The organism is Actinomadura darangshiensis (genome assembly GCF_004349235.1).
Lineage (GTDB): Bacteria > Actinomycetota > Actinomycetes > Streptosporangiales > Streptosporangiaceae > Spirillospora > Spirillospora darangshiensis.
Genome location: NZ_SMKY01000008.1, coordinates 1 through 24963, shown reverse-complemented (window position 1 = coordinate 24963; position 24963 = coordinate 1). Strand labels below are relative to the sequence as shown.

Here is a 24963-nt window from a genome sequence, read left to right as displayed (position 1 = left end):
GGCCGCGGTCGCGCGGCCCGGGGCACAGGTCCGAGGCCCCGGGGCCTCCCCGCGCGCACGCGGAGCCCAAGTCAACGTGCGTCAGGCGGCTTGGCGGTGGTCGGCGTCCAGCAGGTGGTAGAGGAGGAGTAGCTGGGTGATCGCCAAGGGGTCGCTGGTGTCGCCTTCGCCTAGGCGGCCCAGGGCGTTCTGGTCGGGTGGGGCCGTGCCGGCGCCCAGGCGCTCCCAGATGGCCTTCTTCACCACCTGCGACTCCTCGGGGGAGACGTACCCGTGCACGTGCAGGGCGTCGACGGGACGGCCGTCGGTGTCGCGGTGCAGGCGCAGGTGCATGGCGGTCCCGGCGTCGCCGGTGCCGCCGTCCAGGACGTCCGCCAGCTCGGGGTGGTCGATCGTCGGGCGGAGCAGCAGTTCGGCGGACAGCGGGGTGCCGGGCGGGTCGAGGCGGCCCGCGACGGGCGCGAACCGGACGACGATGTCGGCGTGCTTGCGCTGCGGCCGGATGTAGGCGGCGCTCTCCGGTTCGCGCCGGGCCAGCTCCGCCATGACCTGCTCGGGGTCGTACCCGCGCTTCTCGCAGTCGCGGCGGACCTTCCAGGAGTGCCGCAGCGGCTCGGGCGGGTCGAGGTAGACGGTGATGTCGAAGCAGGCGCGGGCGAGCCGGGTGTGCAGCGGGAGCAGCCCCTCGACGATCACGAAGTCGCGCGGCTCGACCAGCTCCGGCCGGACCAGCTCGCCGGTCGCGTGGTCGTAGACCGGCTTGAGGATCGGCTCGCCCATCGACAGCAGCTGGAGGTGCTGCTCCATGATGTCGATGTGGTTGCAGTCGGGGTGCAGCGCCGTGAACGGCTTGCCGGCCCGTTCGGCGCGGTCGTAGCGGTGGTAGTCGTCCACGCAGACCGCGGTCATCCGGTCGGCCCCGAGACACCGTACAAGCCCCTTGGTCAGGGTGGTCTTGCCCGCCGCGCTGTCCCCCGCGATGGCGAGCATGACGGGGCGGCGGCCCGCGCCGCGCGCCCGGAGCATATGCACGATCCGATGGGGCACCTGGCTCCTCCGTCCTGCGGAATTCAGTTTTCGTAGTGCAGCGTAGGCGGGCCCGGCGGGCCGGTCGTCCCCCAATCAGGGGAGACCGGGGGTGAACCGGCGGGAGGCGCCGCCGGGCGGGGGCTACTGGCGAGTAGCCTCTGTTGTTATCGTGCCGGGATGGGTGCCCCCGTACGCGTCGTCCTGGTGGACGACCACGAGATGATCCTCGCCGGGCTGCAGGCGATGCTGGCCGGGTTCGCCGGCCGGGTGCGCGTCGTCGGCCAGGCGGGGACGGGGGACGAGGCGGCCCGGCTGGTCACCACGCTGCGCCCGGACGTCGTCCTGCTGGACGTCCGGCTCGGCCCGGAGAGCGGCCTCGACCTGTGCCGGCTGATCACCGGCCGGGTCCCGGAGGCGCGCGTGGTGTTCCTGTCGGTGTACGACGACGAGCAGTACGTCTTCGAGGCGCTGCGCGCGGGGGCGGGCGGCTACCTGCTCAAGCGGGTGGACGGCCCGGAGCTCGTCCGGCGGCTGGAGGAGGTCGCACAGGGCGAGACGGTCGTCGACCCGACCCTCGCCGGCCGGATGGCGGTGACCGCGGCCCGGCTCACCCGCGGCGAGTTCTGGCCCGGCGCCAACCGGGGGCTCACCCAGCGCGAGAGCGAGGTGCTGTCGCTGCTCGTCGGCGGCCTGTCGAACAAGGCGATCGCGGCGCGGCTCGTGCTGAGCGAGGAGACGGTCAAGAGCCACCTGCGCGCCCTCTACCGCAAGCTGGAGGTGACCGACCGGTCGGCGGCGATCGCGGTCGCGCTGCGCGAGGGCCTGTTCCGGTGACCGCGCCGCTGGAACTGCTCGCCGGGCGGGGGACCGACCTCCTCGTCCGGATCGCGGACGTCGCCTGCTCGGGCCGCGAGCTGCCGCCGATGGCCGAGAGGCTGGCCGAGCTGGTCGTCCGGTCGGCGCGGGCGCTGACGTTCTGCGACGTGTACGTCCTGGACGAGGAGGAGCGCGTCCTCGAAGGGCCGGGCCGCCCGCCCGTCCCGCTGGGGGAGGGCGACGCCGGCTGGGTCGCCGCGCACGGCCGCTCCCGCCCGCACCCGGACGGGCGCGGCGCCGCGATCCCCGTGCACGGCGACGGGATCGTGATCGCGGTCGTGGACGTCCGGTCCGCCGGCCCGTGCCCGCCCGACGACCTCGCGCTCGTCACCGCGCTCGCCGGGCTGTTCGCGCCGGTGCTGTCGTCGTGCCGGCGGCTGCGCACGGCCCGCGAGCGCGAGCACGCCGCCGAGCGGTTCGCCGAGCGGGCCGTCGAGGCGCAGGAGGCCGAGTGGTCGCGGCTGAGCCGGGAGATCCACGACGGCATCGCGCAGCGGCTCGCCAGCCTGGGCTTCCACCTGTCGGCGGCCGAGCGGGCGCTGCCCGAGCACCATCCCGAGGGGCTGGCGCAGATCATGATGGCGCGGCGGCTGTGCGAACTGGCCGCGGCCGAGACCCGCGCGGCGATCGGGGGGCTGCGCCCGCCCGTCCTGGACGACCTCGGCCTTTCGGCGGCGCTCGCCACCCTCGCCCGGGAGGCGGGCGCCCCGTCCGGCGCGATCGACGTGACGGTGACCGTCGAGGGCGAGCTCGAGGACGAGCTGCCCGACCACGTGCAGACCGCGCTGTACCGGATCGCGCAGGAGGCGGTCGGCAACAGCCTGCGGCACGCGTCCGCGGACCACGTCGACCTGCTGCTGGAGCACTCGTCCGACCGCGTCCGGCTGACGGTCGCCGACGACGGGGCGGGCTTCTCGATCCGGGACGTCCTCGCGCGGGGCCGCCGTCCCGATTCCTACGGGCTGCGCGGCATGCGGGAGCGCGCCGAGCTGCTCGGCGGACGCGTCGCGGTGACGAGCCGCCCCGGCGCCGGGACGACCGTCGAGGCCGTCATCCCCATCCCCGGCCGCCGCCGGGTCACGCCGGGTCGAGGACCCGGAAGGTGATGCCGGCCTTGACGAGGCGGTCGATCAGCGCGTCCCCCATCGCCGCGGCCGTCGTCAGCTGCCCGGACGCCGCGGGCAGGTCGTCGTGGGCGAGGCACAGCGCCGACTCGGCGAGCATCTTCGCCGTCTCGCCGTAGCCGGGGTCGCCGCCCGCGACCTCGGTCACGACGCGCTCGCCGCCGCCCTCGCCGACGAACTTCACGCTGAACCAGTTGCGCGCACGGCGCTCCTCGGACGGGCCTTCGCCCGACGCGCGCATCCGCAGCAGCAGGTTGCGGGTGGGCGGGAGCGTGGCGAGCGCCAGCAGGGCGCCGGCGCCGCCCGCCATCCCGGCCGCGGTGGCGAGGCGCTTGACGGCGATGTAGTGGCCGTAGGAGAAGTCCGGCCCGTAGCGGTCGAGGGCCGCGGCCGACCGGGCGACGATCTGCGGGTCGATGGTGGGGAGCGGGAGCGTCCAGCCGTCCCCGATGCGGGCCTTCGGGGCGGGCCGGCGGGAGATCCGCACCGTGCGGCCGGCGGGAGGCTCCTCGACCCGCCGGCGCTCGCGTTCGGCGCGCATCATCCCCGCGGCGTCGCCGAAGATGCCGACCGCCGAGTGCAGGGTGCCGCCGGACGCGTCCCCGCGCACGCGCAGGAACCCCTCGACGTGCAGCGGGACGCCCTCGGGGAGCTGCTTGACCGTGAAGTAGGCGCCGAGGTCGTGCGGGATCGAGTCGAACCCGCAGGCGTGCACGATGCGGGCGCCGCTGCGCACCGCCTCCTCGTGGTACTTCACGTACATCCGGTCGACGAATGTGGGCTCTCCGGTGAGGTCGACATAGTCCGTGCCGGCGCGCGCGCACGCCGCCACCAAGGGCTCGCCGTACTTGACGTAGGGGCCGACCGTGGTGATGACGACCCGCGCCGACTGCGCGATCTCCTCGATCGATGCGGCGTCGGTGGTGTCGGCGTGCAGCAGCGGAAGGTCGGCGCAGGCCGGGTTCAGCTTCGCCGGCCGGTCGCGGACGGCCGCCAGTTTCGCCTGGTTGCGTCCGGCCAGCGCCCAGCGCGTCCCGGAATCGGCGTGCTCGGCCAGATACTCGGCCGTGAGGGCGCCGGTGAAGCCGGTGGCGCCGAACAGAACGATGTCGTACGGGCGGTCGGCGGTCATGATGCCCCTTTCCGCGGTGGTGGATCGCAGGGGTTCCGAATATGATTCTGTCGTGTCCAGGGGCGGGCGGATGTAACGGGACGCGTTTGTGAGGGACCGCACTGTGCGGGACCGCACTCCTCTAAGGTTTCTCCGATGATGCGGATGGTGGTCGCGTGACCGGGCTCGCCGTGGCGATGGACGTCGTCGCCGCGGGATTCTTCGCGTTCTTCCTGGTGCTGGTCATCCGCAAGGGGACCGTCCAGAGCGACGAGGGCGGACGCTCCGTCGCGATGGCGTTGATCGCGGTCAGCCTGGGCCTGCTGTCGGTGCCGCTGTGGAGCCTGCCGTAGCGGGCCGCCAGCCGGGCGCGTCCAGCAGGTGCCGGACGAACAGCAGCGTCGTCGGGGTCGGCGCGGCGCCGGCGACGGCGTGCCAGGGCCGGTCCAGCGGCATCCCCGGCGCGCCGATCACCACGAGGCGGCCCGCGTCCAGCTCCGCGCCGACGGCGTCCCGCGACACCAGCGCCACCCCGAGCCCGGCCGCCGCGCCCGCGATCACCGCGCCGTTCGAGCCGAGGACGAGCCGGGGCGGCGCGGCCTCCCGCTCGGCCAGGTAGGCGTCGGCGCTCGCCCGCGTCCCCGACCCGGGCTCGCGCATCACCCACGGCGTGCGGGCGAGGGCGAAACCGTCCGCGAGCGCCGGCGCGCCCACGACGACCAGCTCGTTCGGACGCCTGGCCAGCACGGTCGCCGCGGCCTCGGCGGGCGGGCGCCCGGCCAGGACGAGGTCGGCCTCGTGCGCGGCGAGGCTGCTCCACACCTGGCGGCGCGGCCCCACCTCCAGGGCCAGCTCCACGTCCGGCCAGCGGGTCCGGAATGAGGCGAGCAACTCGGGAAGGAGCTGGTCGGCGGCCGTCGTCACGGCCGCCAGCCGCAGCGGCCCGCGTCCCGGATCGGCCGCGCCGCGCGCCGCCGCCCGCCCCTCCTCCAGGAGGCCGAGCACCTGCCGCGCGTACCCGGCGTACACGGTCCCTGCGGCGGTCAGGCCGATGCCGCGCCCGGCCTTCCGGACGAGCGGGACGCCGAGATCGCGGGTCAGCGCCGCCACCGCCGCCGACACCGCCGACTCGGTCACGTACAGCCGCCGCGCCGCCGCCCGGACGGAGCCGGTGTCGGCGAGCGCGACGAACGTCCGCAGCCGCGCCTCGGTCACGTCCTGGCCTCCGCAGTCAAGTGAATGCTCAAGAGTCACCGTAGAACACTTGATGGACATCGCAAGTGTCGGAAGGTGAAGCTCGACCCGTCACGGTTCCACGTGGACCGGGACGCGGCGCTCCGCCCCACCCCCTGGGACATGCCGTCCTCCACCGGGGCGCGGCGCCGCGTCCCGGGTCGGGCTTCGGCTGAAGGAGAGCGGCGATGAGCGCGGGCAGATGGTCGGCGGGCGTGATCCCCTACGCGGAGATGGGCTACTGGCGTCCGGACTACGAGCCGAAGGACAGCGACATCCTCGCCGCCTTCCGGATCACGCCGCAGAAGGGCGTGCCGCCGGAGGAGGCCGGCGCGGCCGTCGCGGGGGAGTCGTCCACCGCCACCTGGACGGTCGTGTGGACGGACCGGCTCACGTCCTACGAGAACTACCAGGGCAAGTGCTACAAGGTGGAGCCCGTCCCCGGGCAGGACAACCAGTTCATCGCCTACATCGCCTACGACCTCGACCTGTTCGAGGAAGGGTCGATCGCGAACCTGACGTCGTCCATCATCGGGAACGTCTTCGGGTTCAAGGCGCTGAAGGCGCTGCGCCTGGAGGACATGCGCATCCCCACCCACTACGTGAAGACGTTCCAGGGGCCGGCGCACGGCATCGTCATGGAGCGCGAGTACCTGGGCAAGTTCGGCCGTCCCCTCCTGGGCGCGACCGTCAAACCCAAGCTCGGCCTGTCGGCCCGCAACTACGGACGCGTCGTCTACGAAGCCCTCCGCGGCGGCCTCGACTTCACCAAGGACGACGAGAACATCAACTCCCAGCCGTTCATGCGCTGGCGCGACCGGTTCCTCTACTGCATGGAGGGCGTCCAGCGCGCGCAGGCCGCGACCGGCGAGGTGAAGGGCCACTACCTCAACGTCACCGCCGCGACGATGGAGGACATGTACGAGCGCGCCGAATTCGCCAGGGACCTGGGCAGCGTCATCGTGATGATCGACCTCACCATCGGCTACACGGCGATCCAGTCGATGGCCAAGTGGGCGCGTAGGAACGGCGTCATCCTGCACCTGCATCGCGCAGGGCACTCCACCTATACGCGGCAGAAGTCGCACGGCGTGAACTTCCGCGTCATCGCCAAGTGGATGCGCCTAGCGGGCGTCGACCACATCCACGCGGGGACGGTCGTCGGCAAGCTGGAGGGCGACCCGAACAGCGTCCGCGGCTACTACGACACGCTCCGCCTGGACAAGGTGGAGGCCGACCCAGTGAAGGGCCTGTACTTCGACCAGGAATGGGCGTCGATGCCTGGGACGATGCCCGTCGCGTCCGGCGGCATCCACGCCGGGCAGATGCACCAGCTCCTGCACTACCTGGGCGAGGACTCGATCCTCCAGTTCGGCGGCGGGACGATCGGCCACCCCATGGGCATCTCCGCCGGCGCCGCCGCCAACCGCGTCGCGCTCGAAGCGATGATCAAGGCGCGGAACGAGGGCCGCGACTACCTCGCAGAGGGCCCCGACATCCTCCGCGCCGCCGCCAAGCACAGCCGCGAGCTGGACATCGCCCTCTCCACCTGGGGCGACATCACCTTCACCTACGAATCCACCGACACGCCCGACGTCGTCGAAACACCTGTGAGCGTCTGATGCGGATCACCCAAGGCACCTTCTCGTACCTGCCCGACCTCACCGACGCCGACATCACCAAGCAGGTCGCCTACGCGCTCGACCAGGGCTGGCCGTGCTCCGTCGAGTTCACCGACGACCCGCACCCGCGCAACTCCTACTGGGAGATGTGGGGGCTGCCGATGTTCGACCTCACCGACCCCGCCGGCGTCCTGTACGAGGTCAACGAGTGCCGCAAGGCCTACCCGGGCCACTACATCCGGCTGAACGCCTACGACGCCCGCTACGGACGGCAGACGACCGCCCTCCAGTTCATCGTGCAGCGCCCGGCCGAGGAGCCCGGCTTCCGGCTCGACCGCACCGAGACGTCCGACCGGCGCGTCCGGTACACGATGCACCCGTACGCGCTCGACCGTCCCGAGGGCGACCGCTACGGGGCGGGACGTTGACCGAACGCCCCGGCTTCGGGATGCGCCAGAACGGCTCCCCGGTGGACTCTTCCCAAGCTGCCGCCACCGGGGAGCCGCTCCCTCCCGGCGCCCGCGTCGACCTCGCCAAAGAACGCTCCGACTCCCAGGCCGACTCCGTCCTGGACGCCCTCGACGCCGAACTCGTCGGCCTCGCCCCGGTCAAGACCCGCATCCGCGAGATCGCCGCGCTGCTGCTCGTCGACCGCGTCCGGGCCCGCTTCGGCATCGACTCGGGACGCCCCAACCTGCACATGTGCTTCACCGGCAGCCCGGGGACGGGCAAGACCTCCGTGGCGGTGCGGCTCGCCGAACTGCTGCACCGCCTCGGCTACATCCGGCGCGGACACCTCGTCTCCGCCACCCGCGACGACCTCGTCGGCCAGTACGTCGGCCACACCGCGCCCAAGACCAAGGAGGTCCTGAAACGGGCGATGGGCGGCGTCCTGTTCATCGACGAGGCGTACTACCTGTACCGGGCCGAGAACGAACGCGACTACGGGCAGGAGGCCATCGAGATCCTCCTCCAGGTCATGGAGAACCAGCGCGACGACCTGGTCGTCGTCCTCGCCGGCTACAAGGACCGCATGGACTCCTTCTTCACGTCCAACCCGGGCATGAGCTCCCGCATCGCCCACCACATCGACTTCCCCGACTACGAGCCGGACGAGCTGGAGGCCATCGGCCGCCTGATGATGGACCGCGAGGGCTACGGCCTCGCCCCCGAGACCGAACCGGTCTTCCGCGACTACCTCACCCGGCGCCGCGCCCAGCCCCGCTTCGCCAACGCCCGGTCCGTCCGCAACGCCATCGAACGCGCCCGCCTCCGCCACGCCAACCGGCTCCTCGCCGCCGGCGCGGAAGTGGACCGCGAAGCCCTCACCACCCTCCACCCTGAAGACTTCCTGAACAGCCGCGTGTTCACGTGACCGGTGTCACGTCCGATCCGGGGATTCCGCTCCGCATGTCCTAATGTTGGCCATAGGACATGCGGAGGTGGGGGAGAAGTTGCTTAACCCAGAGGATCTGTACGAGCTCGACGCCGACCTGCCGGAGATGACGGGTCCGGTGCTGCTGCACAGCCTCGACGGCTTCGTGGACGCCGGGTCCACCGGGCAGCTCGTGCGGGAGCACCTCCTTGAGTCACTTGAGCACCGCGTCATCGCCCGCTTCGACGCCGACTCGCTGATCGACTACCGGGCGCGCCGGCCGCCGATGACGTTCGACCGCGACCACTGGGCGTCCTACGAGGAGCCCGAACTGGTCGTCCGGCTGCTGCGCGACGAGGCCGGCAGCCCGTTCCTGATGCTGTCCGGGCCGGAGCCCGACCGGCTGTGGGAGGGGTTCACCGCCGCGGTGCTGCACCTCGTGAAGCGGCTCGGCGTCGAACTGGTCGTCGGCTTCCACGGCATCCCGATGGGCGTGCCGCACACCCGCCCCGTGGGCACCACCGCGCACGCCACCCGGCCCGAGCTGATCACCCGGAACTCCTGGTTCGACAAGGTCCAGGTGCCCGGCAGCGCCGCCGGGCTGCTGGAGCTGCGGCTCGGCGAGGCGGGCCGCGACGCCGTCGGGTTCGCGGTGCACGTCCCGCACTACCTGGCCCAGTCCGCCTACCCGGCCGCCGCCGTCGCCGCGCTGGAGGCCGTCGTCGGCGCCACCGGGCTCGTGCTGCCCGTCGACCGGCTCCGCGACGCGGCCGCCGCCACCGACGCCGACATCGCCGAGCAGGTGGACGGCAACGACGAGGTCGAGAAGGTCGTCCAGGCGCTGGAGCAGCAGTACGACGCCTTCGCGGGCGCCGCCGAGCGCGACAACCTGCTCGCCGAATCGCAGGACATGCCCACCGCCGACGAGCTCGGCGCCCAGTTCGAGCAGTTCCTCGCCGAGCGGGAGGGGCCCGACCCGGCCGGGTAGACATATCCCGTCCGCCGCTGGGTAGGCGACGCCCCGAGGGGGAGTTTCGCATGGCCCAGAAGGTGAACGAGGTGATGACGCCGGTGCCCGTCGCGGTGTCGCCGGACACCAGCCTCGTCGAGATCGGCGTCCTCATGCGGCAGCACGGCATCGGCGACGTCCTCGTCGTCCACGAGGGACGGCTGCGCGGCCTCGTCACCGACCGGGACATCGTCGTCCGCGCCGTCGCCGCGCACCGCGACATGTCCGGCACCACCGTCGCCGACATCTGCAGCACCAACATGATCACGGTCGCGCCCGACGAGGACGCCGAGGCGGCCGTGCGGCTGATGCGGCGGCACGCCGTCCGCCGGGTCCCCGTCGTGGACGGCGACCGGCCCATCGGCATGGTGTCCATCGGCGACCTCGCCGTCCAGCGCGACGAGCGCTCCGCCCTCGCCGACATCAGCGCGGAACCGCCCAACACATGATCACGCTGAAGCTGCCGGACGCCGAACTCGCCGGCGACCTCGCCATCCCGGACGGCGCCACGGGCGTCGTCCTCTTCGCGCACGGCAGCGGCAGCTCCCGGCACAGCCCCCGCAACCGCGCCGTCGCCGGCGGCCTGAACGCCGCCGGGATCGGCACCCTCCTCATCGACCTCCTCACCGAGCACGAGGACGAGGTCGACCGCGTCACCGCCACCCTCCGCTTCGACATCGAACTGTTCACGCTCCGGCTCATCGGCGCCATCGACAGGCTGACGGAGGGCCTCGAATCGGCCCCGCACACCGCCGGCCTCCCCATCGGCCTGTTCGGCGCCAGCACCGGCGCCGCTGCCGCCCTCGCCGCCGCTGCCGCCCGCCCCACGATCGCCGCGGTCGTCTCCCGCGGCGGACGCCCCGACCTGGCGGGCCCCTGCCTCGCCCGCGTGCAGGCGCCCGTCCTGCTCATCGTCGGCGGCAGGGACACCGAGGTACTGGAGCTGAACGAGCGGGCCCGCAAGGAGCTCGACACGTCCGAGGTGCACGTGATCTCCGGCGCGAGCCACCTCTTCGAGGAGCCGGGGGCGCTGGAGGAGGTCACCATGCAGGCCGCCGACTGGTTCAACCGGCATCTGTGATGCGCGACGTCATCGTGGTGGGCGCCGGCCCCGCGGGATCTTCGGTCGCGAACCACCTCGCCCGTTCGGGGCTCGACGTCCTGGTCCTGGAGAAGACGTCGTTCCCGCGCGAGAAGATCTGCGGGGACGGGCTGACACCGCGGGCCGTCCAGGAGCTTCACTCTCTGGGCATCGACACCTCCGGCCCTGGCTGGTTCCCGAACAAGGGCATCCGCCTCATCGGCGCGGGACGCACCCTGGAACTGCCGTGGCCGTCCGGCACCGGCCTGACCCGCACCCGCGCCGACTTCGACGAGATCCTGGCGCGCCAGGCCGTCTCCGCCGGCGCGACCCTGCGGGAGAACACCAAGGTCACCGCCCCGCTACTGGCCAACGGCCGGGTGTCGGGCGTACGGACGGCCGACGAGACGCACAAGGCCCGCCTGGTCATCGCGGCGGACGGTGCCTCGTCCCGGTTCAGCGTCGCACTCGGCCTGCGCCCGCGCCGGGACCGTCCCATCGGAATCGCGGGCCGCCGCTACTTCCGCAGCCCCCGCCACGACGACGCCCACCTCGAAGTCTGGCTGGACCTGGCGCCCGCCGGATACGGATGGGTCTTCGGCATGGGCGACGGCACCTGCAACGTAGGCGTCGCCCTCCTGCGCAGCCAACACCCCGACTACCACAGCCTGTGCTCCCGCTGGCTAGCCTCGCTGCCCACCACCTGGGGCTTCACAGAGGAGAACGCCGAAGGCCCACTACGCGGCGCGGCCCTGCCGATGGGCTTCAGCCGCCGCCCCCACTACCTGCCGGGCTGCCTCCTGGCCGGCGACTCCGGCGGCATGGTCAACCCGTCCAACGGCGAGGGCATCGCCTACGCCCTGGAGGCGGGCCGCATCGCCGCCGAGGTCATAACCGCCGCGTTCCACTCCCCGTTCCCCGAACACGTCCTCCGCCGCTACCCGGACGCCGTCCAACGCGCGAACGGCAGCCCCTTCACCCTCGGCCGCGCCTTCACCCGAGCCCTGGAAGACCCGCGCATCATGCGCCTGGCCACCCGCCACGGCCTCTCCCACCCATCCCTGATGCGTTTCGCCCTCCAGGCGGTCGGCGGGCTGCCCGCGCCGCGCGGCCGCGGTGCCTCCGACCGGCTGGCCGCCGCGCTGACCCGTCTCACCCCCGCGTCCTGACCCTTCCGGAGACCGCACCGTCGCCATCCGTGTCGTCCGCCGGGACGGGGTGCTGATCGTCCACCTGGTCCCGGCAGAGGCCGGCGCGCTGCCGGAACCGTGCCGCCGCCGCCAGGTGGTGGCCGCGCATCAGCGGGTCGGAGTCGGCCATCTGCTCGAGCATGCTCGCCGCCCGGTCGTCGGACCGGCTCTGGGACCGCAGAGCCAAGGCGCCCAGGTCCTCGGGCACGTCGCCCTCGTCAGGGACGGCGACGGAATCGGGGGGCGGCGCGGATCGCGGTGCAGACGGGCGTGGAACGGTCATCATGGCTCCCGGGTGCGCGTCGAAGGGACGACGTGCCACCAGGGTCCGGGGTGGCCGATCCGTCAGGACCCCGCCCCGCCGATCGAAGCGCGTTACGCCAGCGGGGCAGGCATAGGCCCGTAAAGCACAACGTAAGTCTCGGCGCCAGGCCTGGCAAGGCCCTCATGCGGAGTCCTGGCGAAGATGCCGGGGTTCAGGAGTCGGACCGAGTCTTCGTCGAGAGCATGTCGGCGACCTCGGGCGCCTGCAGGACGACCGCACGGGCGACCTCCGACAACAGCCGGTTGTTGTCCCGGGCGTAGCTGCGCATCACCGCGAACGCGTCGCTGACATCGATCCGTCCGCGTTCGGCAAGGACGCCCTTGGCCTGTTCGATGACGGTACGGCTGTTGAGAGCACCCTGCAGCTGCTCCACGACCAGCTCGCTGCGCCCGAAGGCCCGCTCGTGCACGATCCCGATGGCCGCCACGTCGGCGAGCGCCTGGGCGACCCTCACCATCTCCTCGTCCAAGGCCCCGGCGTCGCTGCGGAAGAGGTTCATCGCGCCGAGCCGTTCGTCCCGCAGCCGCAGCGGCAGCGCGGTCACCGCCGTGAACCCGCAGTCGCGGGCGGCGGCACTGAAGCGGGGCCAGCGCTGAGGCTCCACCCCGAGATCGCTGGACGCCACCTGGACGCCGCTGTGGAAGCAGTCCAGGCACGGGCCTTCCTCGTCCTGCAACTGGAACAGCTCCAACAGCCTGACCTGCTCGGTAGACGCGGCCGCCAAAGTCAGCGCGCCGCGCGTGTCGGCCAGCAGGACACCGGCCGCGTCCACCTCCAGCAACTCCACACACCGCTCGCACAACGAGTGCAGGAGCTCGATGACGTCGAATCCGGCGACCAGCGTATCGGCCAGTTCAACGAACATCTCACCTAGTCGTCGCTCCAGCATGTCGGCCACCACCTCCAATGACGAGGGCCATCTCTTCCATGGTGCGATTCACTCCGAGTCCCGGTCCGGGGAGAAAGTCAACGTTCGCTCGACAACCCGGCGGGCCACCTCACGCAAGCTTTGATCGTTGGCGTAGGCGTGGGCGCGCAACCGTGCGTACGCCTCGGCCGGCTCTACCTGCAACTGCACTGACACCATTCCCGCCGCCTGATGCACCTGGGGCCACCGATCCAAGAACGGGTCGCCCGGGCCTCCGGCGCGAAAGCCGTCATCGGCCGGGTCCGCGCCGTCTCCGTCCGGCGTGATTCCCGTCATCAGGGTCAGCAGCGCCGCGTCGGCGAACAGCAGCCCGTCGGCGAACGCCGTGTTGCTCAGCGGGCGCCGCGCCCAGTAGATCTCCAGGGCACCGACCGCGACCACTCCGACCAGCAGCGGGAACGCGAACACGGTCGCCGTCCCCAGCCCGGCCGCCGCCGCCGCGAACAACGGCCACCGCCGCTGGGCGCTGACCGCGTCCAGGTCGCGGATGAGCACCGGCCGGTCCCCGTCCACCGTCTCCCACCCGGGCCCCTCGCCCACGGTGACCTGCAACTCCGCCAGCGCCTCACCGGCCGGTCCGACCGCGCACAAGGGCTCGTACAGGCCGGTCGGACCCCGCACCGAAGTGCACACTCCCACCGCACCGACGCTCTGCACGCAGGTCAGGCACACGTGATTGATCAGCGGCGGCGACGCCCCGTCCGCACGGGCAAGGTTCTCGATCGCCGCCTGGACGTCCGCTGCCCGCATCCTGTCGTCCACTGCCCGCCTGTCCGGGTGGGAGCGCGTCTCCGCCTGGCTACTTCGACGTTACCCGTGTGACGTCCTCCATGCGACGGCCCACGGGCTCCCTGACCACCGCCCCCGCCGAAACCGCTTCGCGATCGCCCCACCGAACCCGGTACGCTTTCCGGGCAACGAGCACGCGGGCGCGTAGCTCAGGGGTAGAGCACTCGCCTTACAAGCGAGGAGTCGGCGGTTCGAAACCGTCCGCGCCCACCTGTGGAGGACTCTGCTTCCGATCATGGAACAGTCTTGGGGCTGGGGCGAGCCGAGGAGTTCACGGCCACGTGTCCCAGGTGGGTGTGGAGGCGCTCTCTGCCTGGAACTGTTGTGCCCTGGTGACGCACTGCGGGCAGATCGGCTCGTCGGTTGATCTGGCGACGGCCTCTGGTGTCGCTTGTCGCAGCGTGGCCAGGACGGTCATGCCCGGCGGCAGGCCGGTGTCCGGGTCGATGAGGACGGTCGAGACGCTCTGAGGATCAAACTCAAAGGTGCGCCTGCATGCCGCGCATGTGCCCGTGGTCGAAGGTTCCTTGTCCTTCATCACGTTGGCCCCAGTCCGGATCTTGGCGCTACCAATGATCGCCTGCAGTTCATCACCACCTGGTCACACCGGCAAGCCTCCTCCGGGTTTACGTGTGGGGGCCGTAGTGGGCGGCTACTTCTTCGGAGCCCTGCCAGCGGGTGTAGGTGGGGGACTGGGGCCAGCCTTCTGGGGAGTCCTGCCATTCCTCCTGGCGGCCGTAGGGGAGTAGGTCGATCAAGGGGAAGGTGTGGCTGAGTTGCTCGGTGCCTCGGCCGTCGGTGTGCCAGGTGCGGTAGACGGTGTCGCCGTCGCGTAGGAAGACGTTGACGGCGAAGCCGGCGTTGGGGGGTGCGCCTACGTCGGTGCCGAAGGGGCTGTTGGCGGTGGAGTACCAGGTCATCTTGTTTCCGACCTGGTGTTTGTAGGCGAGGGCTTCGTCGATCGGGCCTTGGGTGACGATGACGAACCTGGCGTCGTAGGCGTCCAGGAATTCCAGGCGCGTGAACTGCGATGTGAAGCCCGTGCAGCCTGGGCACTGCCACTTCTCGCCCGGGAACCACATGTGGTTGTAGACGATGAGCTGGGACTTGCCGTCGAAGATGTCTGCCAGGCTGACCGGGCCTTCCTCGCCTTCGAGGGTGTACTCGGGCATCTCGACCATGGGCATCCGGCGGCGCTGGGCGGCGATCGCGTCCAGTTCGCGGGTCGCGGCCTTCTCGCGGGTGCGCAGTTCGTCGAGGTGGTGTTGCCAGGTTCGGGCGTCGACGACGGGCGGCAGTGCCTTGGCTGTCATGGTCTCCTCCGAGGTTCGTGGTTTGCAGGTGTAGACCGTGTAGGTCCACCGAACTCATCGGTCTCTGGCCGAACTCACCTGGGAAGAAGGTCAGAGGCCATGGTTCGCCCCCGCGGACCATGGTCTCTGACCGGTGGTCATGGGCGTAGGTAGGGGCCTGGGCGGTGGTGGGTGAAGGACGGGGTTGCCGGGTGCAGGCCCGGTTCGGGGTCGGTGTCGAACACGGTCTGGTAATCGGGGCCGAGCGTGGCCGCGGTGTTGTTGAGGGTCGCCGGTCGGGTGTTGGGCCAGTGGCCGGTGTCCATGCGGGTGAGGAGGGTCCGCAGGGTTACGAGCTCTTCGGAGGCCGTGAACGTGCAGTGGTAGCCGCGGTCGACGTAGAGCTGCTTCAGGTTCGCCGGGTTGCGCACCTTGGTGGCGTAGCGGCGCTGGTTTTCCGGGGGGACGTTGCCGTCTCCTGTTGAGTGCAGGGTGACCACCGGCCAGGGGGTGCGGCCGGTGGGGGTGCCGTATCGGTTGAGGTAGCGGACGGCCGCCGGGTCCGCCTTGATTCTTGGTGCCGCGTTGAGGCGGGCCAGGTCCTCGCGGAGGCTCATGCCCGCCTCGCGGTAGGCGCGTTTCACCAGGTTCTTCTGGGTGGAGCGGGACAGGAGCGTCCGGTAGTCCACACCCGTGTTCCAGGACGGGTTGCCGCCGGCGCGCTGCTCGATGTCGGTGCGGTTGAGGCCCCAGAAGGCGCCCCGATCGTAGGCGGCGTAGTAGGTCTGCTGCTCGATCTGGCCGGCGGTGGTGTTCGGGGCGGGCGCGCGTGAGGTGTAGCGGCCGGGGATGTCGGCCAGCGCGGCGGCCAAGGCGAGGCGGGCGCGTCCCGGTGCGGTGTCCAGGGCGGTACCCAGTGCTCGGCGGGCGTTGGTCGTGTTCGTCTGCGGGTCCTTGATGCGCACCAGGTCGAGGTCCGGTGCCAGGAGTGTCTTGATCGCGAAGTTGGAGTCCAGGGCGCTGTTGAAGTGGCCCGTTGTGCCGCCGACCACGCCGCAGAGAGAGGCGACGCCGGTGAAGCGGGCGGGGTTGCGTTCCGCGAGGAGGACGGCGGTGAGGCCGCCGGCGGACGCGCCCGCCGAGATGGTGCGCCGAGGACGGCCGATGTGCGCGGTGAACCAGTCGAGCAGGTCGATCTGGTCCTTCAGGCCCGACTCGACCACACCCCAGCCGCGCGGCACGCGGAACTGGGAGGCCGCCAGCGCGTAGCCGTGGTCGAGCAGCCATTTCTCCGTGGCCGGGTGGTTCGTCAGCTCGACGTCGGACGGCGGTGGGGACTCCAGGCTGTACGCGCCGTGGCTCCACAGGAGGAGCGTTCCGTTCCAGTGGGCGGGGACCTCGACGCGGTAGGGAACCCCGTCGATGTCTGCGCGGGCGGGCAGCGCGACCGCGGTCGCGGCGGCGAACACCATCAGCGGGACGGCGCGGCAGAGCAGGCGGAGTCGGTTCATGACCGGCACCTTCGCCGAGGCTCCGGGCGGGGTGCAATGATTTCGGAAATAGCCTAAATGTCATATGTTTCGGCCATGCTGCGGCTCTGGCTCGACTACGAGGACCTCGCCCGGATCCGCATCATCTCCGGCCTCTCGCCGATCGCCCAGACCGTTCTCGGCGCCCAGGCGCTGCGCGGGGCGGGACCGGAGCCGATCCCCGGGCCGTGGCGGGCGCGCACGCGCACGCGGCTCACCGGCGCGTCCCGTCTGCTGCTCGACCTGGTGCCGCCGGGGCGCTGGGTCCCCGACTTCCTGACGCCGTACACGGAGGTGCCCGGATTCGAGTCGGAGCTCGACGCCGTCGCCTCGACGCCCGCCAAACGGATCCGCGCCGAGCTGGAGCGGTCCTTCGGGCCGCGGCCGCCGGCCCCGTGGCTGCCCCGCCTCGCCGCCGGGGACCGGGAGACCATGCGGACGCTGGTCTGCGGGCTGCGTGATCTCCATCGGGTCGCGCTCGCGGATCTGTGGCCGGACCTGGGCGCTCATCTGTCCGCGGAAGCGTCCGGTCACGCCCGGACGATGGCCGGCAAAGGGGTCGGCGGCCTGCTGGGCAGCCTGCACGCCGGCATCCGGTGGGCGTCCCCGGTTCTGGAGGTCGAGACGCTGCGCGGCGGCGACGTCCGCCTCGGCGGACGCGGGCTCCTGCTCATGCCCTCGCTGTTCGTCACCGGGCCGCGTGTCCTGATCTCCGGTGACGGCCCGGCGGCCGTGGTGGTTCCCGTGTCCCGGCCGTTCGCCGGGACGAGCGCCCTCGACGCCCTGCCCCAGGTGTTCGGCCGGACGCGTGCGGCCGTGATCCAGCTGGTCGGCGCGGACGGTGAGCTCACGACCGGGGCGCTGGCGGCCCGGCTCGGGGTCAGCGCGGCGTCCGCGTCCCAGCATGCGACGGCGTTGCGCGGCGCCGGCCTCATCACCAGCGAGCGCCGGGGCAAGACGGTCCATCACGCGCTGACGCCGCTCGGGGAGCGGTTTCTGCGCCGTGGAGGCGATTCCTGAACGCCGAGGACCCCGTCCCCTGGCCGGGGACGGGGTTCCGTGCCGTCAGCGGTGGCAGAGGGACCTGGGGCTGGAGGTCTTGCACTTGTTGTGGTGGAAGCGGTTCGTCTTGCTGCCGCTCTTGTCGACCAAGTCGTACGGGGCGTTGCCGCGGACGGTGTTGGCCTTGATCAGGTTGTGCCGGGCGGGGCGGGCGGAGCCGTGCTCGGGGGCAACGCCCGGGAACAGGACGATGCCGCCGGAGTAGGGCAGCTTGCCCCGGTTGCCCTTGACGGTGTTCTTCTCGACCGTGTTGCGGCTGCCGCCGAAGAGCAGGATCCCGGTGCCGCTGAAAGGCGGGACGGGGCCGTGCGCGCCGCACTTCCGGTTGTTCTTGGAGATCTTGTTCTTCCAGACCGTGTTCTGGCCCTGCCCGCCCTTCTGCCCGTCGTCGATCAGTGCGACCCCGACGCAGTTGGCGGTGATCTCGTTGTCGTGCACCTTGACGTGGTGGGCGTGCCGGACGAGGACGCCGAGCGTGTTGCCGGACGAGTGGTTCCAGGCGACGGCCGTCCCGTGCGCGTTGGCGGTGTCCCCGACGTACAGGCCGGCGTCCTCGGCGTTGTCGAGGGTCCAGTTCCAGCGGAAGCTGCCGCGGGTGGAGCGGTACTCCGCGATGCCGTACTCGCCGTTCTTCTTGGCCAGGACGGCCATGACGGCGAGCCGGTCGGTGTACATGCCGTGCACGCCGGTGCCCTTGAAGTCCCGGACGGTCAGGTTCCGGATCGTCACTCCCTTGACCGGGTGCTTCGCCCGGCCGATCACGCAGATGCCCATGCCCGCCGCGCCGGCCTTGGCGCAGTGGTCGCGGTGGCCGGGGCTGACGACGGTCTTGTTGCCCTCGCCCCGGATGGTGAGGCGCTTGCGGACGAGGATCCCGCCCGCGTAGTGGCCCGCCTTGAGCCGGATGGTGTCGCCGGGCTTGGCGCGGTCGACGGCCGCCTGGACCGAGTGGCCGGGCTTGACGACATGCGTGCGGCCCTTCCGCGCGTCGGCCTGGCTCGCCGGTGCCAGGGAGGCGAGTCCCGCCAGCACGACGACCGTGCTCAGCGAGGCCCCCAAAATTCGCCTCATTCCTTTTCTCCCGTTCTGTTCTTCCGGACGTCGCGGCATGCGCCGGACGGTATTCCTCGATCATCTTGGAACGGCCGGTGTAATCCGCGGATGCCGGTGGAGTAAACAGTCGGGGGGCATTTCGGCAAACGCCGTCCGGCCCCGTTCCGGAAAATGCCGTGGAACGGAGCCGGACGGGGCGGGCCCTTACCGGGAGCGGGTCAGCGGCCCAGGCCGAGAAGGGCGTTCAGCTGGGCGAGGAGCCCGGGGAGCAGGGCCAGATCGCCCGTTCCGTCGAGGATCCCGGCGATGGCGCACAGCAGGTTGCCCAGGAGGTTCCCCGGGCCGGAGATCGCCGTGATGTCCAGGACGACCCGGTCCAGGTGCACCTTGAGGCCGAGGAGGTTGAGGTCCAGCGGGCCCAGGGTCAGGTGCAGGATCGGGCAGATGCCCGAGGGGAGCGCGACCGGGAGGGAGACCGGCGTGTCGCTGACGGTGCCGGTGGTGGCGCCGGAGGCGTCGCGCATCGTCCCGGTCAGCGTGCCGTTGAGGAGCAGTTGCCGGCCTTGCGAGGTGAAGGCGGTCGGCACCACGGTGCCGGTGAACGTCGATCCGTCCTCGGTGGTCCCGGAGACGGGGACGCTGTCCAGCGGGGGCGGGGCCGCGGCCTGCTGGGCCGAGGCGGGCACGACGGTGAACGCGAGCGCTGTCAGCAGCGCGACCATGAGCGCGGACAGGCTGAGCACAACCCTTTTCATAGACGCATTCCTCCTTTTCGATATTGCGTCTCTTGTTGAGAGGGTTTCTGCCTTACCCGGGCCATTTGCCGGTACACGCCGCATTCTGAGCGGCGTATGATCGTTTATGTCCGCACCTGGTCAGGCGGTGAGGCAGGCAAACAGAATGGCCGGTTCGCGCCAATCTTTCGGCACCGGTAAACGAAATGGGCAACTCGGGCGTCGGGGGTCCGCGCCCAGCGTGCCGGGCCCGCGGGCGTGACGCACGTCACTGCAGGTCAGGTGGCGTGTTACATGCCGTTCACAAACGGGCAACAGAGGTGAAATGCCCGGTTGGCACGTTCTGTAAGGCCGAACCCGCAAGGCCCGGCAGCGACGAAGGGACCGACGTTGAGCTACAAGGCCGAGTACATCTGGATCGACGGCACCGAGCCGACCGCGCGGCTGCGGTCCAAGACGAGGATCCTCGCCGACGGCGCCGACCTGCCGGACTGGGGCTTCGACGGGTCCAGCACCAACCAGGCGCCCGGCGACCACTCGGACTGCGTGCTGAAGCCGGTCTTCTCCTGCCCCGACCCGATCCGCGGCGGGAGCAGCAAGCTGGTCCTGTGCGAGGTCTTCCTCGTGGACGGGACGCCCCACGAGACCAACACGCGCGCCACGCTGCGTCCCGTCGCCGAGCAGTACGAGGCGCAGGACTCCTGGTACGGGATCGAGCAGGAGTACACGTTCTTCAAGGACGGGCGCCCGCTGGGCTTCCCCGAGCGCGGCTACCCGGCCCCGCAGGGCTTCTACTACTGCGGTGTGGGCGCCGACGAGGTGTTCGGGCGCGACATCGTCGAGCGGCACATGGACGCCTGCCTGGACGCGGGCCTGAAGATCTCCGGCATCAACGCCGAGGTCATGCCGGGCCAGTGGGAGTTCCAGATCGGCCCGGCGGGCCCGGTCGAGGTCGGCGACCACATGTGGATCGCCCGGTGGCTGCTGTACCGCATCGCCGAGGACTTCGACGTGTCCGCGACCCTCGACCCGAAGCCGGTCGAGGGCGACTGGAACGGCGCCGGCGCGCACACCAACTTCTCGACCAAGGCGATGCGCGAGGGCTACGACGCGATCATCACGGCGTGCGAGGCGCTCGCCGAGAAGGTGCGGGAGCACGTCGCCGGGTACGGCGCCGACATCGAGCGGCGGCTGACCGGCATGCACGAGACGGCCCCGTGGAGCGAGTTCAGCTACGGCGTGTCGGACCGCGGCGCCTCGGTGCGGATCCCGTGGCAGGTCGAGGTCGACAAGCGCGGCTACATCGAGGACCGCCGTCCCAACGCCAACATCGACCCGTACGTGGTGGCCCGCCTGATCACGGGCACCTGCTGCGCGGCGCTGGAGAAGGCCGGCCAGGTCTGACCGTCCGGCGAGATCCCCGGGGGCGCCGCGCCCCCGGGGATCTTCGCGTTCGGGTCTCCCAGGGTGCGTCCGGGTCTGCCTTAGCAGGGAACGCGGCCAAACATCTGCAAAATGGTGGGCTTGGGCGAGTTCCACCCATCGGTGCCGGGTAGCACCTCTACGTTCGCACCGGGGGAGGGAACATGCCCGATTCGCCCTTCGGGCGGTCTTCCGGCGGCCTGCCCGGCAGGCACGCCGGCCGCCCAGCGCCACGGCCCTGGGAACGCTCGTTCCGCTGTCCCTCCACGGCGCGGCGGCGTCCCGTCGAGGCGCCGCCCAGGCGGTACGAGGACTTCGTCGCGCTGCACGAGGAGGTCTCCGCCGAAGGCTCCGGCCGGCCGTACCGCGCGCTGTGGTGGACGGGGATCTCCGCCGCGCTGCTCGGCGGGCTGCTGGCGTTCGCCGCGGTGATCGGGCTGCGCACGATGTTCGGCGTCGAGGTGCCGGTCTTCGCGGGCGAGCACGCCGGCGCGGCGCCCGCGGCCACCAGCTACGCGCTGTGCGCGACGGCGGCGACGATCCAGGCGACGGCGCTGATGCATCTGCTGCTGTCGTCGGCGGCGCGCCCGGTCCGGGCGTTCGCGTGGATCGGCGGGGTGGCGGTCGCGCTGCTGGCACTCCTGCCGCTGACGCTGCACGGCCCGTTCGACGCGGCACTGGCGACGGCCGGCATCAACCTGGCCGGCGGGACGGCCGTGGTGGTGCTGCTCGCCGCCGTGGTCGCGGCCTCCCGGGCGTTCCCGTGGGACGGCCCGTTCAGACGCGCCCGACGGTGATCGTCAGCGGGCCGGGCGCGGACGTGGAGACCACCCGGACGTGCCGCAGCCGCCGCCACACCTGCACGTCCACCGGCTCGCCGGGCGCCAGCAGCCGCATTTCGCGGTGCATCCCGGAGAAGCCGAGGCACAGCGAGACGTCCCAGGTGCCGCGCGGCAGCGGGTCGTCGATGAACGCCCGCGTCACCGGCACCGCGGCGGTGTAGCCGAGCCGGCCGGGCCGGTCCTCCAGCATGGCGATCACCTCGTAGGTGTGCCGCGAGTGGCGCTCGGCGAGGATCAGCGTCGCCGAGACCGGCGCGCTGAGCTCCCGCAGGCCGAGGTGCCCGCCGACGATGATCTCTTCGCGCCGCTCGTCCCAGCTCAGCGCGTCCGCGGCGACGGACCCGGCGACGTGCGAGCGGCCGCCGACGTCGATCGTCAGGTCCCCGTCGGCGCCGAAGTAGACGATCACCGTGCAGGAGCCGGGGAGGAACCGCCGCCGGGGCGAGGCGTCCAGGCCGGGGGCGCGGTCGCGGCCGAGCGGGACGACGGACCGCTCCATCGGCGCGCCGATCGACAGCGCCGCCTCCCAGAGCCCGCCGGGCAGCGGGTCCCCGCCCACGGCGCACGAGACGTCGACCTGCGCCTTGAACAGGACGTGGCCCTCCCCCCGCTCCACCGAGGCGGGCATGCGCAGCAGGCCGTCGCCGTCGCGCTCGCGCAGCAGCAGTTCGATCTCGGGGACGGCGCCGTTGGGCTTGAGCCGCCCGGCGAGCCGGAGCGCGGACCCCGTCCAGCCGACCTCCGTCAGGCATGGATCCGACATCGCCGCCTCCGGCTCGTCCTGCTATGTCCTGTGAAGCCCGTTCCCTGGATCCCGGTGTCCGAACCAGGAGCGGTCAGGGCACCACGGTCACCGGCCACCGTCCCGTCCGGACCAGCCGGACGGCGACGGACCCGATGAGCCGGTGCCCGGCCTGCGCCGACGCGCCGACGATCACGGCGTCCGCGCGGGACTCGTCGGCGATGCGGGCCAGCACGGAGTAGGGGTCGCCGGTCTCGGTGACGAACTCGTAGTCGCCCCGCTCGCGCCCGGAGGCCGCCTCCAGTTCCCGGCGGAGCTCCGCGGCGATCTCGTCGGCGGTCTCCCGCACGGCGGCGGCGCCGCCGGGGGTGAGGGTGCTCAGCGCGGCGACCTGCGCCACGTGCACGACGATGAGCCGGGCGCTGCCGCGGCGCGCGAGACCCCACGCGTACGCGCCCGCGCGCAGCGACGTCTCGGAGCCGTCCACGCCCGCGACGATCACCTTCGGCCCGTCGACGCCGTACTCGAAAGGTCCCATCCGATCACCCCGCGCCCAGCGTAGCCACCGGGTCAGGGCCCGGTGAAGCGGGCCAGCAGGTCGCCGAGGCCGACCGCGCCGGTGCTCAGCGCCGCGTACATCTCGTCGATCTCGGTGTGGCCGAGGTCGCGGGCGACGGCGAGGGAGTCGCCGCGGGCCTCGGCCGCGAGCAGGTCGACGCCCCGTTCCGCCAGGGCCTGGACGAGGCGGCGCCGGCCGGCGTCGGCGTCCTCCTCGGCACGGCGCAGGGCGAGCCGCTGCTGGATGTGGACGCGGGCGGGCACCGACACGGCGATGCCGAGCCAGTCCTCGGACGGGGCGCCCGCCGGGTCGGTGAGGACCTCGACGACGTTGCCGCTGCGGATCTGCACCGACATGGGCGCCAGCCGCCCGTTGACGACGGCGCCGATGCAGCGGTCGCCGGTGCCGGGGCCGAGCGCGTAGGCGAAGTCGAGCGCGGTCGCGCCCGCGGGCAGCGGGACCATGGCGCCGCGGGTGGTGAACGCGGCGACGTGCCCGGCGGCGAGGTCGGCGCGCAGCCGGTCCAGGAACTCGGCGGACGGCGCGTCCGGCTGCCAGGCCAGCAGCCGGCTGAGCCACACCAGGTCGCGGCGGCCGGCGACGGCGGTGGCGGGGTCGCCGCCCGCGTCCCGGATGTGCGCGACGATGCCGTACTCGGCGACCGGGTGCATCGCCTCGCTGCGGATGATCACCTCGAACGGGTCGCCGGCCGGGCCGATCACCCGGGTGTGCAGCGACCGGTACATGTTGTCCTTGGGCGTCGCGATGAAGTCGCGGACCTGCCCGGCCACCGGGTGCAGCGCGGCGTGCACGGCGCCGAGCGCGATGTAGCAGTCGCTCTCGCCGCCGTCCACCAGCAGGAGGAGCCGCGCCGCCTCGCACGGCCGTAGCCCCGCCAGGTCGCCGCCGAACGACTGGTGCACCGCGTACAGGTGGGACTGCCTGAGCTGGGTGCGGGCCTTCACGCCGTGCTCGGCGAGCGAGGTGCGCAGCAGCGCCGTCGCGGGCCCGAACGTCCGGCCGGCCTGGCCGAGCGCCGTCCGGACGGCCCGCCGGGTCGCCTCGTGCGCCGCGGGGTGGCGGGCGGCGAAGGCCAGGTCGTCCATCTCCCGCTTGAGGACGTGGATGCCGAGCCGGTCGGCGAACGGGACCAGCAGCTCGTGGGACGCCTTGGCGTACCGGGCCCGCTTGTGCTCGGGCTGGTGGCGCAGCGTCCGCAGGTTGTGCAGCCGGTCCGCCAGCTTGATCACCAGGACGCGCAGGTCGGCCGCCGCGGCCAGCACGATCTTGCGGAGCGTCTCGGCCTCGGCGCGGTCGCCCCAGCGCCTGCCGTCCAGTTTGGTGACGCCGTCCACCAGCACCGCGATCTCGTCGCCGAACTCGGCCCGGACCTCGCCGAGCGTGTACGGGGTGTCCTCGACGGTGTCGTGCAGGAGCGCGGCGACGAGCGTCGTCGTGTCGAGGCCCATCCCGGCGAGGATCAGCGCGACGGCCAGCGGATGGGTGATGTACGGTGCGCCGGACTTGCGGAGCTGACCGCGGTGCAGCCGCTCGGCGACCGCGTACCCGTGCCGCAGCTCGGCCTCCGCGGAGCCGGGGAGGGCGGAACCCGGGTGGGCGGCGCGATGCGCGGCGAGCAGTGGCGCGAGAGCGGCCCGCACTGGGTCCCTGGTCGCCGGATTGAGCGTCGCCATACGATTCGCACCCGCCTGGCCACCCGTCCGTGGCACTGCCGCCACGGACTGTGACCGCCATTATGCGCGCCGCCCGGCCGGAGGGCGACCCCCGGCCCCGGCGTTCCGCCGTCCGGGCCGATCGGGCCTTCCGCACGTCAAGGGACGTTCCAAACTCCTTCGCGGAGCAGCCATCAACCCGTTCCCGGGTGTGTCGTCCCGGTGATCGGGCCGTCGCCGACCGTAATGTGGCGCACCGTTGTTCACGAGCCGCGCCGGTCGAAGGGGGCCGGGCAGCGCGGGACGTCCGGGGGGCAGTGCATGACGGCGGACAGGGGCGAGTACGGCGCGGGTCCGGGGGAC

The 24963-nt window shown here is 72.1% G+C and carries 27 protein-coding genes and 1 tRNA gene; 14 read left to right on the top strand and 14 right to left on the bottom strand.

Going from position 1 to position 24963, the window contains the following annotated elements; all coding sequences use genetic code 11:
* Positions 1-81 precede the first annotated feature (81 nt).
* Entirely contained in the window at positions 82-1026 is a 945-nt protein-coding gene (locus E1293_RS03375; RefSeq protein WP_132193762.1) for a phosphoribulokinase, read from the bottom strand.
* Positions 1027-1206: 180 nt separating this feature from the next.
* Here E1293_RS03375 and E1293_RS03370 point away from each other — a divergent pair, with 180 nt between their 5' ends.
* Both E1293_RS03370 and E1293_RS03365 read left to right on the top strand, forming a co-directional pair.
* A complete protein-coding gene (locus E1293_RS03370; protein WP_132193665.1) occupies positions 1207-1863 on the top strand; it encodes a response regulator in 657 nt (218 codons plus the stop codon).
* On the top strand, positions 1860-3011 hold the full coding sequence (locus E1293_RS03365) for a GAF domain-containing sensor histidine kinase (RefSeq protein ID WP_132193663.1): 1152 nt from the start codon (positions 1860-1862) through the stop codon (positions 3009-3011). The genes E1293_RS03370 and E1293_RS03365 overlap by 4 nt, the downstream gene beginning before the upstream one ends.
* Here E1293_RS03365 and E1293_RS03360 read toward each other — a convergent pair.
* Positions 2983-4161: a saccharopine dehydrogenase family protein gene (locus tag E1293_RS03360; RefSeq protein WP_132193661.1), complete on the bottom strand. Its 1179-nt coding sequence runs from the start codon at positions 4159-4161 to the stop codon at positions 2983-2985. The genes E1293_RS03365 and E1293_RS03360 overlap by 29 nt on opposite strands.
* 155 nt (positions 4162-4316) lie before the next feature.
* Between E1293_RS03360 and E1293_RS47250 the strand changes: the two genes are divergently transcribed.
* Positions 4317-4493, top strand: a complete 177-nt coding sequence (locus tag E1293_RS47250) for a hypothetical protein (RefSeq protein WP_165978060.1) — start codon at positions 4317-4319, stop codon at positions 4491-4493.
* Here the strand turns inward: E1293_RS47250 and E1293_RS03355 are convergent.
* On the bottom strand, positions 4450-5355 hold the full coding sequence (locus E1293_RS03355) for a LysR substrate-binding domain-containing protein (protein WP_132193658.1): 906 nt from the start codon (positions 5353-5355) through the stop codon (positions 4450-4452). The two genes, E1293_RS47250 and E1293_RS03355, sit on opposite strands and share 44 nt — an antisense overlap.
* A 206-nt stretch (positions 5356-5561) precedes the next feature.
* Between E1293_RS03355 and E1293_RS03350 the strand changes: the two genes are divergently transcribed.
* From E1293_RS03350 to E1293_RS03320, 7 genes are all read left to right on the top strand, one after another.
* Positions 5562-6995 carry a form I ribulose bisphosphate carboxylase large subunit gene (locus E1293_RS03350; RefSeq protein ID WP_132193656.1) on the top strand — a complete coding sequence of 478 codons (1434 nt, stop codon included), beginning with the start codon at positions 5562-5564 and terminating at the stop codon, positions 6993-6995.
* Complete coding sequence (locus tag E1293_RS03345) at positions 6995-7423, top strand: ribulose bisphosphate carboxylase small subunit (RefSeq protein WP_132193654.1); 429 nt, start codon at positions 6995-6997, stop codon at positions 7421-7423. The genes E1293_RS03350 and E1293_RS03345 overlap by 1 nt, the downstream gene beginning before the upstream one ends.
* Positions 7420-8370, top strand: coding sequence for a CbbX protein (gene cbbX / locus E1293_RS03340; RefSeq protein WP_243715981.1), 951 nt, complete (start codon positions 7420-7422; stop codon positions 8368-8370). Before E1293_RS03345 ends, cbbX begins: the two co-directional genes overlap by 4 nt.
* A 79-nt stretch (positions 8371-8449) precedes the next feature.
* Positions 8450-9358 (top strand): PAC2 family protein, encoded by a 909-nt coding sequence (locus E1293_RS03335; protein WP_132193652.1) that lies wholly within the window; start codon positions 8450-8452, stop codon positions 9356-9358.
* 50 nt (positions 9359-9408) lie between these two features.
* Positions 9409-9828, top strand: a complete 420-nt coding sequence (locus tag E1293_RS03330) for a CBS domain-containing protein (protein ID WP_132193650.1) — start codon at positions 9409-9411, stop codon at positions 9826-9828.
* On the top strand, positions 9825-10460 hold the full coding sequence (locus E1293_RS03325; RefSeq protein ID WP_132193648.1) for a dienelactone hydrolase family protein: 636 nt from the start codon (positions 9825-9827) through the stop codon (positions 10458-10460). The genes E1293_RS03330 and E1293_RS03325 overlap by 4 nt, the downstream gene beginning before the upstream one ends.
* On the top strand, positions 10460-11629 hold the full coding sequence (locus tag E1293_RS03320; RefSeq protein ID WP_132193646.1) for a geranylgeranyl reductase family protein: 1170 nt from the start codon (positions 10460-10462) through the stop codon (positions 11627-11629). Before E1293_RS03325 ends, E1293_RS03320 begins: the two co-directional genes overlap by 1 nt.
* Here E1293_RS03320 and E1293_RS03315 read toward each other — a convergent pair.
* From E1293_RS03315 to E1293_RS03305, 3 genes are all read right to left on the bottom strand, one after another.
* A complete protein-coding gene (locus E1293_RS03315; protein WP_132193644.1) occupies positions 11613-11858 on the bottom strand; it encodes a hypothetical protein in 246 nt (81 codons plus the stop codon). The two genes, E1293_RS03320 and E1293_RS03315, sit on opposite strands and share 17 nt — an antisense overlap.
* Before the next feature lie 268 nt (positions 11859-12126).
* Positions 12127-12840: a GAF and ANTAR domain-containing protein gene (locus E1293_RS03310; protein ID WP_243715980.1), complete on the bottom strand. Its 714-nt coding sequence runs from the start codon at positions 12838-12840 to the stop codon at positions 12127-12129.
* 72 nt (positions 12841-12912) lie between these two features.
* Complete coding sequence (locus E1293_RS03305) at positions 12913-13653, bottom strand: ANTAR domain-containing protein (protein ID WP_132193640.1); 741 nt, start codon at positions 13651-13653, stop codon at positions 12913-12915.
* A gap of 177 nt (positions 13654-13830) precedes the next feature.
* On the opposite strand from E1293_RS03305, the gene E1293_RS03300 reads away from it, so the two are divergent.
* Positions 13831-13902 (top strand) — tRNA-Val (locus tag E1293_RS03300).
* 61 nt (positions 13903-13963) lie between these two features.
* Here E1293_RS03300 and E1293_RS03295 read toward each other — a convergent pair.
* The 3 genes from E1293_RS03295 to E1293_RS03285 form a co-directional block, all read right to left on the bottom strand.
* On the bottom strand, positions 13964-14233 hold the full coding sequence (locus tag E1293_RS03295) for a hypothetical protein (protein ID WP_165978058.1): 270 nt from the start codon (positions 14231-14233) through the stop codon (positions 13964-13966).
* A gap of 85 nt (positions 14234-14318) precedes the next feature.
* Complete coding sequence (locus E1293_RS03290) at positions 14319-15005, bottom strand: DUF899 domain-containing protein (protein WP_132193636.1); 687 nt, start codon at positions 15003-15005, stop codon at positions 14319-14321.
* A 137-nt stretch (positions 15006-15142) separates the two neighbouring features.
* On the bottom strand, positions 15143-16495 hold the full coding sequence (locus E1293_RS03285) for an alpha/beta hydrolase family protein (RefSeq protein ID WP_132193634.1): 1353 nt from the start codon (positions 16493-16495) through the stop codon (positions 15143-15145).
* A 75-nt stretch (positions 16496-16570) separates the two neighbouring features.
* Here E1293_RS03285 and E1293_RS03280 point away from each other — a divergent pair, with 75 nt between their 5' ends.
* Complete coding sequence (locus E1293_RS03280; protein WP_165978057.1) at positions 16571-17533, top strand: ArsR/SmtB family transcription factor; 963 nt, start codon at positions 16571-16573, stop codon at positions 17531-17533.
* A gap of 45 nt (positions 17534-17578) precedes the next feature.
* Here the strand turns inward: E1293_RS03280 and E1293_RS03275 are convergent, their stop codons facing one another.
* Together E1293_RS03275 and E1293_RS03270 are read right to left on the bottom strand one after the other, a co-directional pair.
* On the bottom strand, positions 17579-18646 hold the full coding sequence (locus E1293_RS03275; RefSeq protein WP_165978056.1) for a right-handed parallel beta-helix repeat-containing protein: 1068 nt from the start codon (positions 18644-18646) through the stop codon (positions 17579-17581).
* A 200-nt stretch (positions 18647-18846) separates the two neighbouring features.
* Positions 18847-19383, bottom strand: a complete 537-nt coding sequence (locus E1293_RS03270) for a hypothetical protein (RefSeq protein ID WP_132193628.1) — start codon at positions 19381-19383, stop codon at positions 18847-18849.
* Between the two features lie 369 nt (positions 19384-19752).
* Here E1293_RS03270 and glnII point away from each other — a divergent pair, with 369 nt between their 5' ends.
* The gene (gene glnII, locus E1293_RS03265; protein ID WP_132193626.1) at positions 19753-20766 is read left to right on the top strand and encodes a glutamine synthetase; all 1014 of its coding nucleotides are present in this window, start codon (positions 19753-19755) and stop codon (positions 20764-20766) included.
* A 182-nt stretch (positions 20767-20948) separates the two neighbouring features.
* Positions 20949-21581 (top strand): hypothetical protein, encoded by a 633-nt coding sequence (locus E1293_RS03260; protein ID WP_132193624.1) that lies wholly within the window; start codon positions 20949-20951, stop codon positions 21579-21581.
* Here the strand turns inward: E1293_RS03260 and E1293_RS03255 are convergent.
* The 3 genes from E1293_RS03255 to E1293_RS03245 form a co-directional block, all read right to left on the bottom strand.
* The gene (locus E1293_RS03255; RefSeq protein ID WP_132193622.1) at positions 21562-22389 is read right to left on the bottom strand and encodes a hypothetical protein; all 828 of its coding nucleotides are present in this window, start codon (positions 22387-22389) and stop codon (positions 21562-21564) included. The two genes, E1293_RS03260 and E1293_RS03255, sit on opposite strands and share 20 nt — an antisense overlap.
* A 73-nt stretch (positions 22390-22462) precedes the next feature.
* Entirely contained in the window at positions 22463-22906 is a 444-nt protein-coding gene (locus E1293_RS03250; protein WP_132193620.1) for a universal stress protein, read from the bottom strand.
* A 32-nt stretch (positions 22907-22938) separates the two neighbouring features.
* Positions 22939-24621: a RelA/SpoT family protein gene (locus E1293_RS03245; protein ID WP_132193618.1), complete on the bottom strand. Its 1683-nt coding sequence runs from the start codon at positions 24619-24621 to the stop codon at positions 22939-22941.
* Positions 24622-24963: the final 342 nt, after the last annotated feature.